16 protein-coding genes are annotated in these 14,472 nt (G+C 59.8%); 10 read left to right on the top strand and 6 right to left on the bottom strand.

Annotated elements, in window-relative coordinates:
* Window positions 1-51 precede the first annotated feature (51 nt).
* The 5 genes from emrD to DTA24_RS27845 all read right to left on the bottom strand — a co-directional run bounded on the left by emrD (window position 52) and on the right by DTA24_RS27845 (window position 3,591).
* Window positions 52-1,236 (bottom strand): multidrug efflux MFS transporter EmrD, encoded by a 1,185-nt coding sequence (emrD, locus tag DTA24_RS00370; protein ID WP_012540264.1) that lies wholly within the window; start codon window positions 1,234-1,236, stop codon window positions 52-54.
* Window positions 1,237-1,411: 175 nt separating this feature from the next.
* Window positions 1,412-2,245, bottom strand: a complete 834-nt coding sequence (locus tag DTA24_RS00375; RefSeq protein ID WP_012967016.1) for a DMT family transporter — start codon at window positions 2,243-2,245, stop codon at window positions 1,412-1,414.
* 69 nt (window positions 2,246-2,314) lie between these two features.
* On the bottom strand, window positions 2,315-2,761 hold the full coding sequence (locus tag DTA24_RS00380; RefSeq protein ID WP_012540266.1) for a GNAT family N-acetyltransferase: 447 nt from the start codon (window positions 2,759-2,761) through the stop codon (window positions 2,315-2,317).
* A gap of 90 nt (window positions 2,762-2,851) precedes the next feature.
* Window positions 2,852-2,971 carry a type I toxin-antitoxin system toxin TisB gene (gene tisB, locus DTA24_RS00385; protein WP_004145059.1) on the bottom strand — a complete coding sequence of 40 codons (120 nt, stop codon included), beginning with the start codon at window positions 2,969-2,971 and terminating at the stop codon, window positions 2,852-2,854.
* A 452-nt stretch (window positions 2,972-3,423) separates the two neighbouring features.
* Entirely contained in the window at window positions 3,424-3,591 is a 168-nt protein-coding gene (locus DTA24_RS27845; protein WP_162535969.1) for a hypothetical protein, read from the bottom strand.
* 12 nt (window positions 3,592-3,603) lie between these two features.
* Here DTA24_RS27845 and ivbL point away from each other — a divergent pair, with 12 nt between their 5' ends.
* The 7 genes from ivbL (at window position 3,604) to uhpT (ending at window position 10,908) form a co-directional block, all read left to right on the top strand.
* The gene (gene ivbL / locus DTA24_RS00390) at window positions 3,604-3,699 is read left to right on the top strand and encodes an ilvB operon leader peptide IvbL (RefSeq protein ID WP_002923286.1); all 96 of its coding nucleotides are present in this window, start codon (window positions 3,604-3,606) and stop codon (window positions 3,697-3,699) included.
* Between the two features lie 104 nt (window positions 3,700-3,803).
* Complete coding sequence (gene ilvB / locus DTA24_RS00395; RefSeq protein WP_123836513.1) at window positions 3,804-5,492, top strand: acetolactate synthase large subunit; 1,689 nt, start codon at window positions 3,804-3,806, stop codon at window positions 5,490-5,492.
* 3 nt (window positions 5,493-5,495) lie between these two features.
* Window positions 5,496-5,783 (top strand): acetolactate synthase small subunit, encoded by a 288-nt coding sequence (ilvN, locus tag DTA24_RS00400; protein WP_123836514.1) that lies wholly within the window; start codon window positions 5,496-5,498, stop codon window positions 5,781-5,783.
* Between the two features lie 152 nt (window positions 5,784-5,935).
* Complete coding sequence (uhpA, locus tag DTA24_RS00405; RefSeq protein ID WP_002923282.1) at window positions 5,936-6,529, top strand: transcriptional regulator UhpA; 594 nt, start codon at window positions 5,936-5,938, stop codon at window positions 6,527-6,529.
* 17 nt (window positions 6,530-6,546) lie between these two features.
* Complete coding sequence (gene uhpB / locus DTA24_RS00410) at window positions 6,547-8,031, top strand: signal transduction histidine-protein kinase/phosphatase UhpB (protein WP_162493297.1); 1,485 nt, start codon at window positions 6,547-6,549, stop codon at window positions 8,029-8,031.
* Between the two features lie 11 nt (window positions 8,032-8,042).
* Entirely contained in the window at window positions 8,043-9,371 is a 1,329-nt protein-coding gene (locus tag DTA24_RS00415) for an MFS transporter (protein ID WP_012967017.1), read from the top strand.
* A 145-nt stretch (window positions 9,372-9,516) separates the two neighbouring features.
* Window positions 9,517-10,908: a hexose-6-phosphate:phosphate antiporter gene (uhpT, locus tag DTA24_RS00420; RefSeq protein ID WP_004202242.1), complete on the top strand. Its 1,392-nt coding sequence runs from the start codon at window positions 9,517-9,519 to the stop codon at window positions 10,906-10,908.
* 47 nt (window positions 10,909-10,955) lie between these two features.
* On the opposite strand, the gene DTA24_RS00425 is transcribed toward uhpT, so the two are convergent.
* Complete coding sequence (locus DTA24_RS00425; RefSeq protein WP_022064559.1) at window positions 10,956-11,861, bottom strand: LysR family transcriptional regulator; 906 nt, start codon at window positions 11,859-11,861, stop codon at window positions 10,956-10,958.
* A gap of 105 nt (window positions 11,862-11,966) precedes the next feature.
* Here DTA24_RS00425 and DTA24_RS00430 point away from each other — a divergent pair, with 105 nt between their 5' ends.
* The 3 genes from DTA24_RS00430 to nepI all read left to right on the top strand — a co-directional run bounded on the left by DTA24_RS00430 (window position 11,967) and on the right by nepI (window position 14,461).
* The gene (locus DTA24_RS00430; protein WP_032691299.1) at window positions 11,967-12,419 is read left to right on the top strand and encodes a DUF1198 domain-containing protein; all 453 of its coding nucleotides are present in this window, start codon (window positions 11,967-11,969) and stop codon (window positions 12,417-12,419) included.
* Between the two features lie 102 nt (window positions 12,420-12,521).
* Window positions 12,522-13,046 (top strand): hypothetical protein, encoded by a 525-nt coding sequence (locus DTA24_RS00435; RefSeq protein ID WP_016162009.1) that lies wholly within the window; start codon window positions 12,522-12,524, stop codon window positions 13,044-13,046.
* Window positions 13,047-13,276: 230 nt separating this feature from the next.
* On the top strand, window positions 13,277-14,461 hold the full coding sequence (gene nepI, locus DTA24_RS00440; RefSeq protein ID WP_042947102.1) for a purine ribonucleoside efflux pump NepI: 1,185 nt from the start codon (window positions 13,277-13,279) through the stop codon (window positions 14,459-14,461).
* The last annotated feature ends 11 nt before the right edge of the window (window positions 14,462-14,472 follow it).

Consider the following 14,472-nt stretch of genomic DNA (forward strand, 5'->3'; position numbering starts at 1 on the left):
CCGGTAGCCCGGATAAGGCGTCAGCCGCCATCCGGGGAACGACCGCCGCGCTTATACCGGCTGCTGATGGTGGGTGAAGCGCGAGGCCAGCGGCAGCCAGCACAGCAGAATCAACAGGCCCATCAGCATCATCAGCAGGCCGAGGCTGCCCTGACCAGTTTGCGGCATCATCGCCGACAACCAGGCCAGCACGCCGGAGCCGATATTCTGCAAGCCGCCCACCAGGGCCCCGGCGGTTCCGGCGAGAAACGGGAACGGCTCCATCGCGCCGCTGGTGGCCAGCGGGAATAACATCCCGGCGCCGAAGAAGAACAGCGCCGCCGGCACCAGCAGGGTCCAGACGGTCATGATGCCCAGCAGTCCAGGGATCCACATCATCAAACCTGCCAGCAGGCAGCAGATCACCGACTGCCACATCAGCGTCGGGAAACGCTTGTTCGGCCGGCCGGCAAACCACGCGCCGAAGAACGCCGCCGGGATCGGCAGAATAAACAGAATACTCACCGCCATGCTGCTCAGGCCGAGCACCGCGCCCATCAGCACCCCGGAACAGGCTTCGAACACCGCAATCCCGGCCAGGCCGCCGATCAGCATCAGCAGATAGCAGTTAAACGCCCCGGTACCGAACAGCGTTTTGTAGCTGGTCAGGAGTTTGGTGCGTGGCGCCCCTTCCGGGCGCGTTTCCGGCATCCACTTCGCCATGCTGAAGGTCACGCCCGCGCACAGCACCAGCAAGAAGGCGTAGCAGGCGCGCCAGCTCCACAGAGTGTCGAGGATGCCGCCGAGCAGCGGCGCAATCAGCGGGCTGACCAGAATACCCATATTTAACAGGCTATTGGCATGACGCAGCTGCGCGCCTTCGTACAGGTCGCGGGGCAGGGTGCGCGCCATTACGCCGCCGACCCCGGTGCCCATCCCCTGCATGGCGCTGGCGGCGATCAGCACCGGCAGGCTATGGGTGGTAATAGCTACCAGCGTCGCCAGCATAAAAATCGACATCCCGACGAGGATCACCGGACGGCGACCGACGCGGTCCGAGAGCGGGCCGTAGAACAGCTGTGAAATACCATAGGTCAGCAGATAGGCCGCCATCACGCTTTGTACCGCTCCTTCGCGGACGTTCAGCGCGACCGCCATGTCGGCGATGGCCGGAATATAAATGGTCTGCGCCATCTGGCCGACGGCCACCAGCAGTACCAGCATCAACAACAAATTGAAGTTCTTATGCCGTTTCATGTCGATGAATACTTTGCGAGTAAAGAGAAATAAAGAATATGTGACTGGCACATCCCGTAAACGATGGAGGAATCTACCATATTAAAATGACAGGACAACTGCAAAGCGCCGATTGTTGAGGGAATTCCAGGCAGATTATGTAAACAGGAACGGCAACTAATGTTGCCATTTCAGGCTACGCCAGGCGCAGGAGGATCGCCCCGGCGGCAATCCCGCAGGCGGCCACGATGCGCAGCGGCATCAGTTGTTCTTTCAGAACGATAAAGGCGATCAGCGCGCCGAACAGAATGGAGGTTTCACGTAGCGCGGCGACCACCGCCAGCGGGGCCTGGGTCATCGCCCATAGTGCCAGGCCGTAGGAGCCCATGGTGCCGACACCGCCGAGGATGCCCTTTTTCCAGTGCTGACGTAAATAACGACTGGCCTCTCGCCGTCGCGCCACCATGGCCCAGCACAGCAGGCAGAAACCGTTCATAAAAAAGGTCCACAGGGTGTAGCCTAGCGCCGAGCCCGCCAGCCGGACGCCGGTGCCGTCCACCAGTGTATATCCCGCGATAAAGCAGGCGTTGATGAGCGCCAGCACGATGCCTTTGCGGGAGCTAACGCTGCCGTGAAAGGCCATCGCCAGAATCGCCAGGCAGATAACGCCGATGCCCAGCCAGGCCAGCGGCGACAGACGATCGCCTAGGAACAGCACGCTTATCGCCGCGACCAGCAGCGGCGCGGTGCCGCGCATCAGCGGGTAGGTCTGGCTCATATCCGACACCTGATAGGTCTTCGCCACCAGCACCGTATACACCACCTGTAACGCGCACGACGCCAGCAGATAGGGGGCGCTGGCAAGCGCGGGCTGCGGGGCAAAGGGCAGCATCACCAGGGCGATCAGCGCGGCCGAGCCGCTGACGCCGATCGCCGCGTACATTTTATCGCCGCTGGCTTTGACGATAGCGTTCCAGCTGGCGTGCAGCAGGGCGGCGAACAGCAAAATGCAGAATACGGTGAGGGTCATCGCAGACAGGTTCAACAGTGAAGGTCACCGGAATGTAACACGCGCCCGCGCTGCCTGCCAGCGGGGGGGTTAAAGCGAACAAAACAGGCGATGTGTCACCCGCGGTTCATCGTACACCGGGCGAAAACCAAGCCTTTCATAAAAGGGCCAGGCCTGCGCCGGGGCATGGGTGTTAAGAAAATCGAACCAGGCGCTGGAGTGGGTAATGACCGAGACCAGCAGCTGCTGGCCGATGCCCCGGCGACGGTAACGTTCGCTAATGTAGAGATGGCGAATGCGCCCAACCCGCGGCTGCGGACTGAAGGGATCGCTATTGATGCCGCATACCCCTACCAGCTGGTGGTTGACGAAGGCGCCCAGCAGCGTTTCGCCCGGCGCGTTAAAGCGGTTTTTGCCGCTCTGCCAGTTTTCCGCCAGGCGGCGCAGCATGTTGAAATGCTGTTCAAGGCTTTCAGTGCGCAGCGCAACGAACCCCGGATCGTCCGGCGTTGTGGCGGCAATTAACAGGGGTGGCATAGTTTCCTCCATCAAGTCATCCCGGGACGCCCGGCGGGCGCCTGCAGGGGGGCGGTTTCCCGCCCCCCTCAGGTGCGACTTGAACCTGAATCAGCGGAACTGTTTCAGGACTGCATCAAGTAGTTGCAACACAGCAACCATGAGTTTCAGGATTAAAATAATAATATCCATTCCGCCCATACGCGCGTCTCCTGTGGTTAAGGAGCACAATAAGCTGACGTACCTTTCCGCTGCCCGTTGCCAGCTTATCCCTGCCTGTCGCCGGCGGCGTCTGCCCTGGCCGATAGTTCATCCTTTCCATGAACGGCTTCCCGGCCCGCCGCCTGCAACGACAGGGGTGCGCAGCGCTGAGCCACGCGTTGCCGCGCGGGCCAGTGACTGCACGTTGTTGACGTAACACAGTGTGCTCTCTCGGGGTTAAGGCACTGACGGCACCACCCGTTTCAGCCAGGACTTCGTTGCGCCGGTCAAACTTGCGGCCCCCGAATGGCACAAAGTGAACACACCCAGTATAGATAAATACTGTATGGATGAACAGTATTTTTTGGACAAATACGCCCCTCTCATCCATACTCTATGACAGAGAAAAACCGACCTTAAATTGCGCGAACTGCAGCGATCGCGTATACTTTTGGCGTTGACGTAATACAGTGTGCTTGCGGCTACCACCTGTAACCATGCTGATAAAAACCTCGCTCCGGCGGGGTTTTTTGTTTTCTGCCCTTTTGCGCCGAATTGTGATCTTTCACGCAAATTATCGTGGATGAAAATAAATCCATTGTGAAATCGTAAAACCTGTGTTTGTATAAATTCAGCTTATTTTTCGACACAACAGGTCCCTAATGAACGCAACCCTGATCGCTTCGACCCTACTAAAAACCGCGCCAGCCGCGGTGGTCGTCGTGTCTGTGGTGGTCGTCGTCGGCAACGCGCCGTAGGGTCCGGAACAACACGAATTCCAAACCCCGCCGGCGCAAACCGAGCGGGGTTTTTTGTTGGCGAGCCCCCCGGTAAAGTCGGCCCAGAAGAAAAGGACTGGAGCATGGCAAGTTCGGGCACCACATCAAACACAATGTGCTTTACCGGCGCGCAGCTGGTTGTTCATTTACTGGAACGCCAGGGCATCACTATGGTCAGCGGCATCCCGGGCGGTTCTATCCTGCCCATCTACGATGCCTTGAGCCAGAGCACGCAGATCCGCCACATCCTGGCGCGCCACGAGCAGGGCGCGGGTTTTATCGCTCAGGGGATGGCGCGAACCGAAGGCAAACCCGCAGTCTGTATGGCCTGTAGCGGCCCTGGCGCCACCAACCTGATTACGGCGATCGCCGATGCCCGCCTCGATTCAATCCCGCTGGTCTGCATCACCGGCCAGGTGCCGGCCTCCATGATCGGCACCGACGCTTTCCAGGAAGTGGACACCTACGGCATCTCTATCCCCATCACCAAGCATAACTACCTGGTGCGCGACATCGCCGAGCTGCCGCAGGTGATTAGCGACGCCTTCCGTATTGCCCAGTCCGGGCGTCCCGGACCGGTGTGGATAGACATTCCTAAGGACGTACAGGCGGCGACCATTGAGCTGGAAACGTTGCCAGAGCCGGGCGAGCGCGCCCCGGCACCGGCATTCGCCCCCGAAAGCGTGCGCGAAGCGGCGGCAATGATCAATGCGGCGAAGCGCCCGGTGCTCTATCTGGGCGGCGGCGTGATTAACGCGCCGCAGCCGATTCGGGACCTGGCGGAAAAAGCCAACCTGCCGACCACCATGACCTTGATGGCGCTGGGGATGCTGCCGAAGGCGCATCCGTTGTCGCTGGGGATGCTGGGCATGCACGGCGCGCGCAGCACCAACTTCATTTTGCAGGAAGCGGATTTACTGATTGTTTTAGGCGCGCGTTTTGATGACCGGGCGATTGGCAAGACCGAGCAGTTCTGCCCGAACGCGAAGATTATCCACGTCGATATCGACCGCTCTGAGCTGGGTAAAATCAAGCAACCGCACGTCGCGATTCAGGGCGATGTGGCGGAAGTCTTAGCCCAGCTGATCCCGCAGATTGAGGCGCAGCCGCGCGATGAGTGGCGCCAGCTGGTGGCCGATTTGCAGCGTGAATTCCCTTGCGCCATCCCGCAGGAAAGCGACCCGCTCTCCCATTACGGCCTGATTAACGCCGTGGCCGCCTGCGTTGACGATGAGGCGATCATCACCACCGATGTGGGTCAGCATCAGATGTGGACAGCGCAGGCCTACCCGCTCAACCGTCCGCGCCAGTGGCTGACTTCCGGCGGCCTCGGCACCATGGGCTTCGGCCTGCCGGCGGCCATCGGCGCGGCGCTGGCGAATCCGCAGCGCAAGGTTATCTGCTTCTCCGGCGACGGCAGCCTGATGATGAATATTCAGGAGATGGCTACCGCTGCCGAAAATCAGCTGGATGTCAAAATTATCCTGCTGAACAACGAAGCGCTGGGGCTGGTGCACCAGCAGCAGAGCCTGTTCTATCAGCAGGGCGTGTTCGCCGCCACCTATCCGGGGATGATTAACTTTATGCAGATTGCCGCCGGTTTTGGCCTGCAAACCTGTGATTTAAATAACGAAGCCGATCCGCAGGCGGCGCTGCAGGCGATTATCGACCGTCCGGGGCCGGCGTTGATCCACGTGCGTATCGACGCGCAGCAGAAAGTGTATCCGATGGTACCGCCGGGTGCGGCCAATACTGAAATGGTGGGGGAATAAGCCATGCAAAAACAATGTGATAACGTCATTCTGGAACTCACCGTCCGCAACCATCCCGGCGTCATGACCCACGTTTGCGGGCTATTTGCCCGTCGGGCGTTTAACGTCGAAGGCATTCTCTGTCTGCCAATTCAGGGCAGTGAACACAGCCGTATCTGGCTGCTGGTGAATGATGACCAGCGATTGGGGCAGATGATTAGCCAGATTGAAAAGCTGGAAGATGTCACCAAAGTGGTGCGTAACCAGTCCGATCCCACCATGTTTAACAAAATTGCGGTGTTCTTCGAGTAAATCGCGCAAGGCTTGAACGGTAAGGTGCTTATGGTTAAGGTAAGCGCCTTTGCCGGATGGCGCTGCGCTTATCCGGCCTACAGGGAGTGGATCCGTAGGCCGGATAAGGCGTTTACGCCGCCATCCGGCGCTTTCAGGCACCAGGAAACACCATGACTACCATCGCCCTTATTGACGATCATTTGATTGTCCGCTCCGGCTTTGCTCAGCTGCTGGGGCTGGAAGCTGATTTTCAGGTTGTCGCTGAATTTGGTAGCGGCCGCGAGGCGCTGACGGGGCTACCGGGGCGCGGCGTACAGGTCTGTATCTGCGATATCTCCATGCCGGATATTTCCGGGCTGGAGCTGCTCAGCCAGCTGCCGAAGGGGATGGCGACCATCATGCTGTCGGTACACGACAGCCCGGCGCTGATCGAGCAGGCGCTGAACGCCGGCGCGCGCGGCTTCCTGTCGAAACGCTGCAGCCCGGATGAACTGATTGCCGCGGTCCGCACGGTGGCGGCGGGCGGTTGCTATCTCACGCCGGATATCGCCATGAAGCTGGCCGCCGGGCGCCAGGATCCGCTCACCAAACGCGAACGCCAGGTGGCGGAAAAGCTGGCGCAGGGCATGGCGGTGAAAGAGATTGCCGCCGAGCTCGGCCTGTCGCCGAAAACCGTTCACGTTCACCGCGCCAACCTGCTGGAAAAACTGGGCGTCAGCAACGACGTTGAGCTGGCGCGCCGCATGTTCGATAGCTGGCAATGAAGGCTGTCGTCTCACGATTGCTGTCGGTGATCGGCTGCGCCTTTATCTTCTCCGCAGCCTGGTTCTGCCTGTGGAGCATCAGTCTGCATCTGGTGGAGCGTGCGGATTTAGCGGTGTTGCTGTTTCCCTTTGGCCTGCGTTTAGGGCTGATGCTGCAATGCCCGCGTGGCTACTGGCCGGTGCTGCTGGGCGCCGAGTGGCTGCTTATCTTCTGGCTGGCGCAGGAGGTGGCGCTGGCGCATCCGATAATATTGATGACCGGAAGTCTGCTGACCCTGCTGCCGGTGGCATTGATTTCACGCTATCGCCAGCAGCGAGACTGGCTGACATTGTTGCGCCAGGGCGGGGCGCTGATCGCCGCCTCGCTGCTGCAATCGCTGCCGTGGCTGGCGCAAGAAGGCAGTGAGGGACTGACCGCGCTGTTGTTGACGTTGACCGGCGGTCTGACGCTGGCGCCGACCTGCCTGGTTATCTGGCACTATCTTACCAGTACCGTCTGGAGGCCACTGGGGCCCGCGCTGGTCTCCCAGCCGATTAACTGGCGCGGTCGGCATCTGATCTGGTACCTGCTGTTATTCACCATTAGCCTGTGGCTGCAGCTTGGGCTGCCCGCCGAGCTCTCCCGCTTTACCCCATTTTGCCTCGCGCTGCCGATTATTGCCCTCGCCTGGCACTACGGCTGGCAGGGGGCGCTGATCGCCACCCTGATGAACGCGATTGCGCTGATTGCCAGCCAGACCTGGCACGATCACCCGGTCGATCTATTGCTTTCGCTGCTGGCGCAGAGCCTCACCGGGCTGCTGCTGGGCGCGGGGATCCAGCGATTGCGCGAGCTTAACCTGTCGCTACAGAACGAGCTGGCGCGAAATCGGCGGCTGGCGGAACGTCTGCTGGAGACCGAAGAGAGCGTGCGGCGCGACGTGGCGCGCGAGCTCCATGATGATATTGGCCAGACTATCACGGCAATTCGCACCCAGGCGGGGATCGTGCAACGGCTGGCGCCGAATAACGCCAGCGTGCGCCAGAGCGGCCAGCTGATAGAACAGCTGTCGCTGGGAGTTTACGACTCGGTGCGTAGACTGCTAGGCCGTCTGCGTCCGCGTCAGCTCGACGACCTGCCGCTGGAGCAGGCGGTACGTTCGTTGATGCGCGAGATGGAGCTGGAGGACCGCGGCATTGTCAGCCATCTCGACTGGCGGATTAACGAGGCGGGGCTGAGCGAAAACCAGCGTGTGACGCTGTTTCGCGTTTGCCAGGAGGGGCTGAATAATATCGTCAAGCACGCCAGCGCCAGCGCTGTCACCCTGCAGGGCTGGCAGCAGGATGAGCGACTAATGCTGGTGCTGGAAGATGACGGTTGCGGCCTGCCGCCGGGGTCGAATCTGCAGGGGTTCGGCCTGACCGGCATGCGCGAACGTGTGACCGCGCTGGGCGGTACGTTAACTATCTCCTGCACACACGGTACCCGCGTGTGCGTCAATCTACCGCTGCGTTACGCCTGAGAGGAGCGCCGATGTTTGCCTTTTTAAAAGCGCCGCCGGACGCCGCGCCAGTTAGCGATAAACGCGAGCTGGACGAACGTTATCGTTACTGGCGTCGACATATTCTGCTCACTATCTGGCTTGGCTACGCGCTGTTTTATTTCACCCGCAAAAGCTTTAATGCCGCGGTGCCTGAAATTCTTGCCAGCAATGTGCTGACTCGTAGCGATATTGGCCTGCTGGCCACGCTGTTCTATATCACGTACGGGCTGTCGAAATTTTTCTCCGGTATCGTTAGCGACCGCTCCGACGCCCGCTATTTTATGGGCCTGGGGCTTATCGCTACCGGGGTGGTGAATATTCTGTTCGGTTTTTCCACCTCGCTGTGGGCTTTTGCGCTGCTGTGGGCGTTGAATGCCTTCTTCCAGGGCTGGGGCTCTCCGGTCTGCGCCCGGCTGCTGACGGCCTGGTATTCGCGGACCGAACGCGGCGGCTGGTGGGCGCTATGGAATACCGCGCATAACGTCGGCGGCGCGCTGATCCCGATGGTGGTGGGGGCGGCGGCGCTGCACTACGGCTGGCGTGCAGGGATGACGATTGCCGGCTGTCTGGCGATCCTCGCCGGGCTGTATCTGTGCTGGCGGCTGCGCGATCGCCCGCAGGCGGTGGGGTTACCCGCCGTGGGCGACTGGCGTCACGATGCGCTGGAAATCGCCCAGCAGCAGGAGGGGGCCGGGCTGACGCGCAAAGCGATCCTGACCCGCTACGTGCTGGCCAATCCCTATATCTGGCTGCTGTCGCTGTGCTATGTGCTGGTGTACGTGGTGCGGGCGGCGATTAACGACTGGGGTAATCTGTATATGTCGGAGACGCTCGGCGTCGATCTGGTGACCGCTAACTCGGCGGTGACCATGTTTGAGCTGGGCGGTTTTATCGGCGCGCTGGTGGCGGGCTGGGGCTCGGATAAGCTGTTTAACGGCAACCGTGGGCCGATGAATCTGATTTTCGCCGCCGGAATTTTGTTGTCGGTTGGCGGGCTGTGGCTGATGCCGTTTGCCAGCTACGTCATGCAGGCGGCTTGCTTCTTCACCACCGGGTTCTTCGTCTTCGGCCCGCAGATGCTGATCGGCATGGCGGCGGCGGAATGTTCGCATAAAGAAGCCGCCGGGGCGGCAACCGGGTTTGTCGGCCTGTTCGCTTATCTTGGCGCCTCGCTTTCCGGCTGGCCGCTGGCGCAGGTGATGGATATCTGGCACTGGACCGGATTCTTCGTGGTGATTGCGATTGCCGCCGGCATTTCCGCGCTGCTGCTGCTGCCGTTTTTAAACGCGCAGGCGCCGCGTACCGCCAGCGAAGCGTGATGTAGCTCACCCTTTGGCCGCGAACGGAGCAAAACTAAGAAATTTTCCCGGTTTTACCTGGAAGCCGTCTCAGGCCAGATGGCGCGCTGGTTTTTACAATGCCTGGTTATTACGCAGGCATAAAAAATCAGCTCAGGAGATACCCATGCTGGCCTTTCTGAATCAGGTGCGCAAGCCGACCCTGGATCTGCCGCTCGATGTGCGGCGCAAAATGTGGTTCAAACCTTTCATGCAGTCCTATCTGGTGGTCTTCATCGGCTACCTGACCATGTACCTGATCCGCAAGAACTTTAACATCGCGCAGAACGACATGATCTCCACCTACGGGTTGAGCATGACGCAGCTGGGGATGATTGGCCTGGGCTTCTCCATCACCTACGGCGTGGGCAAGACGCTCGTGTCTTATTATGCCGACGGTAAAAACACCAAGCAGTTCCTGCCGTTTATGCTGATCCTCTCCGCCATCTGTATGCTGGGCTTTAGCGCCAGCATGGGCGCGGGCTCCACCAGCTTGTTCCTGATGATCGCCTTCTATGCGCTGAGCGGCTTCTTCCAGAGCACCGGCGGCTCGTGCAGCTATTCCACCATCACCAAGTGGACGCCCAGACGCAAACGCGGCACCTTCCTCGGCTTCTGGAATATCTCCCACAACCTCGGCGGCGCGGGCGCGGCGGGCGTGGCGCTGTTTGGCGCCAACTATCTGTTCGACGGCCATGTGATCGGTATGTTTATCTTCCCGTCGATTATTGCGCTGATCGTCGGCTTTATTGGCCTGCGCTACGGTAGCGACTCGCCGGAATCCTATGGCCTCGGCACGGCGGAAGAGCTGTTTGGCGAAGCGATCAGCGAAGAGGACAAAGAGACCGAAGAAAATGCGATGACCAAGTGGCAGATCTTTGTTGAGTACGTGCTGAAAAACAAAGTGATCTGGCTGCTGTGCTTCTCCAACATCTTCCTCTACGTGGTGCGTATCGGTATCGATCAGTGGTCCACCGTGTATGCCTTCCAGGAGCTGAAGCTGTCTAAAGAGGTGGCGATTCAGGGCTTTACCCTGTTTGAGGTCGGCGCGCTGGTCGGCACGCTGCTGTGGGGCTGGTTGTCGGATCTGGCCAACGGCCGCCGCGCGCTGGTGGCTTGCATCGCGCTGGCGCTGATTATCGCCACCCTCGGGGTTTACCAACACGCCAGCAACCAGTACGTCTATCTGGCCTCGTTGTTTGCGCTGGGCTTCCTGGTGTTTGGTCCGCAGCTGCTGATCGGCGTCGCCGCCGTCGGCTTTGTGCCGAAAAAAGCGATCGGCGCCGCCGATGGAATCAAGGGCACTTTCGCCTATCTGATCGGCGATAGCTTCGCCAAGCTGGGTCTTGGGATGATCGCCGACGGCACGCCGGTCTTCGGCCTGACCGGCTGGGCCGGCACCTTTGCGGCGCTGGACGCCGCCGCCATCGGCTGTATCTGCCTGATGGCCATCGTGGCTATCTTTGAAGAGCGTAAAATTCGCCGCGAGAAAAAGAACCGTATTTTGCAGACTGCCTGATTCACCAGGTATTTGGTAACCTTGCCCGGCCATTGCGCCGGGCTTTTTTATTGTTCTTGCTGGCTGGATTGCAGGAGTAGCTCCCGCAGCCACTGCTGCGCCGGGTCATGATGGTTACGCTCGTGCCAGGCCATGCTTTTGGTGAAACCCGGGATCGTCAGCGGCGGTGGGGCTATTTTCATGCCGCTGGCTCTTTTCGCCAGTCGGCGCGGTACCACGGCGATCATGTCGCTCACCGCCAGTATTTCCGGCAACACCAGGAAACTGCTCACCGACAATCCCACCCGCCGGGTTCGACCAAGCGCCGCCAGCGCGTCGTCGGTCACGCCGCGAAAGCTATCGCCCTGCCATGAAACCAGCACATGTTCCAGCGCACAGAAGCGGTCGAGCGTCAGCGGCTGGCTGGCCTGCGGATGGTCTTCGCGCATCAGACAGACATAGTCTTCCTGATACAGCGCCCGGCTGTGCAGCGCCGGCGGCGTATCGTGGGGCGTCAATAGCGCAATATCCACTTCACCACGTTCGGACTGTGCCAGCAGCGTGGCCGGTGATTCGGGAATGATGCGCACGCGGATACCCGGCGCCAGTGGCTTCAGCGCGGCGATAAATGGCACGATCACTGCTTTCAACGCATAATCCGTCGCGGCGATGGTCCAGGTAAAATTGGCTTCCAGCGGCTCGAAGATGGCGGGTTGCAGCAGGGTTTCAGCATCGATCAGCAGCTGCTTTACCGGAGCCGCCAGCGCCTGAGCGCGCAGCGTCGGCACCATACCGTGCGGGGCGCGGATAAACAGCGGGTCATTAAAGGCGTCGCGCAGGCGGGTGAGCATGCCGCTGACCGCCGGCTGGGTGAGCGCCAGCCGCGCTGCCGCCCGGGTGACGCTGCGCTCATCGAGCAGCGCATCCAGGGCTTTCAGCAGGTTGAGATCGAGGTTTCTGATATCAGATTTCATGATAGCTATCCGCAAACGCGATAAGTCACATTATGGTATGCCCGGTAGTCGACAGCAGGCAAATTCCCATTATGATAGTGAGGCTGCGATTGGATGAGAGGATGCATGATCTGGATAGGACTGGCCACCCTGGTAGTGGTATTTGTTGTGGGATTTCGGGTGCTTACCTCTGATTCACGCCGCGCGATTCGTCGCCTGAGCGAACGCCTTGGCATAACGCCTGTTCCGCTGGAATCGATGATCGATCAGTTGGGAAAAACCGCCGGTAATGAGTATTTGCGCTACCTGGAGCGGCCGAATGAAGCGCATCTGCAGAACGCCGCACAGGTACTGCTGATCTGGCAGACCGCTATCGTCGATGCCAGCGAAAAAAACCTGCATTACTGGTATCGCCTGATGCAAAAAGCGCGTTTAGCGGCGCCGATTACCGACGCGCAAATTCGTCTTGCGCAAGGGTTTCTGCGCGAGCTGGATCCGGATGCAAGCGATTTGCATAACCTACAGCAGCGTTATAACGCGCTGTTTCTGCCGGAAGACGGCGTGCACTGGCTGCACTGATATCATAATTGCTTATGTGTATTATCAAGGATGGTGATTCGATTTATATCACTCACCGACGCATGATTAACCTCGTTAAAACAATCGTTCACGAGGTTAATCATGAAACAGCCCCTGCTGCAAAGCGCCATCGTCTGGCCGGAAGAGTATCTGCCAGGCACGACCGACAATTTTGCCTCTAATGAAATTATCGTCAGCGGCCTGACGGCAGCTCAGATATGGGCGCAGCTCGATGACACCACGCTGTGGCCGGGCTATTACAGCAACGTTGCCGATATCCATTTCCATGACGGCAGCGGCCCGACCCTCAGCGCCAACGCCCGTTTCCGCTTCAGCACCTTCGGCTTCCCGATTGAGGCGCAGATTACAGAGTATGTACCTCCCGCTGCCGGGCAGGCGGCGCGCGTAGCCTGGCACGGCTGGGCGGAAGGGGATGCAACGACGCGTCTTGATGTGATCCACGCGTGGCTATTTGAAGATTTGCCCGGCGGGCGCGTACGTATCCTCACCCAGGAGTCGCAAAAAGGCGTTCCGGCGCAGGAGTTGGCGCGTACCTTGCCCAATCCGATGATTAACGGTCACCAGGAGTGGATCTGCGGGCTGGTGAAATCGGCTCGCGGTGAGTAAATCCGAGTGCCGGATGGCGGCTGCGCCTTATCCGGCCTACGGTTTCCGCACTCGTCACTTGTAGGCCGGATAAGCGTAAGCGCCATCCGGCAGAATGGCGAAGGCTATATTCTCAGGCTATCCCTTTGTATCATGCCGTGAAAAGCGATGAGAGTTGTGAAAACGTTAAATTCGTCACAAACAAAATGTTACACTGCGCGGCTTTCAGCCACTTTCTTCGCAGGTCACTCATGAGTCATTCAAATGAAGCCAAACCCCATGCACGCGAGCTGGCGCGACCAAACTGGTCGGCGGTTTTCGCGGTTGCTTTCTGCGTTGCCTGCCTGATTACCGTCGAATTTCTACCGGTCAGTCTGCTGACGCCGATGGCGCTGGATTTAGGCATCTCCGAAGGGATGGCCGGGCAGTCGGTGACGACGACGGCATTCGTAGCGATGTTCTCCAGCCTGTTTATCACCTCCATCATTGGCAAAACCGATCGCCGCTACGTGGTGATCCTGTTTTCGCTGCTGCTGACCCTTTCCTGCCTGCTGGTATCGTTTGCCGATAGCTTCACCCTGCTGCTGCTGGGACGAGCCTGTCTGGGCCTGGCGCTCGGCGGTTTCTGGGCGATGTCGGCCTCGCTGACCATGCGGCTGGTGCCGATGCGCGTGGTGCCGAAAGCGCTGTCGATTATCTTCGGCGCGGTATCAATCGCGCTGGTGATCGCCGCCCCATTGGGCAGTTTCCTTGGCGGGCTTATCGGCTGGCGCAACGTCTTTAACGGCGCGGCGGTGATGGGCGTGCTGTGTACGCTCTGGGTGCTGAAAGCGCTGCCGTCGCTGCCCGGTGAATCGGCTTCTCAGCAGCAAAATATGTTTGGTCTGCTGAAGCGTCCGGGGGTGATGGCCGGGATGTGCGCCATTTTCATGGCCTTTGCCGGGCAGTTCGCCTTCTTTACCTATATTCGCCCGGTTTACATGACCCTCGCCGGTTTTGACGTCGACGGCCTGACGCTGGTGCTGTTGAGCTTTGGTATCGCCAGCTTTATCGGCACCTCGCTCTCCTCGGTGCTTCTCAAGCGTTCGGTAAAAGCGGCGCTGGCGATCTCGCCGCTGGTGCTGACCGCCTGCGCGGTGGCGCTGGTGCTGTGGGGAGAAAGCAAAATCGTCGCCTCGACGGTGGCGATTATCTGGGGCTTCGCGTTTGCGCTGATCCCGGTGGGGTGGTCAACGTGGATCACCCGTTCGCTCTCCGATCAGGCGGAAAAAGCCGGGTCGATTCAGGTGGCGGTGATCCAGCTGGCCAACACCTGCGGCGCCGCGGTCGGCGGCGTGGCGCTCGACCACTTAGGCCTGCTGTCGCCGCTGGTGTTGTCAGGAATATTAATGCTGTTTACCGGGTTGCTGGTGACGATCAAAGTGAAGGTGAATTAACCCGCTTACGG

The organism is Klebsiella sp. P1CD1, assembly GCF_003790505.1.
In the GTDB taxonomy this organism is placed as follows: Bacteria; Pseudomonadota; Gammaproteobacteria; order Enterobacterales; family Enterobacteriaceae; genus Klebsiella; species Klebsiella variicola.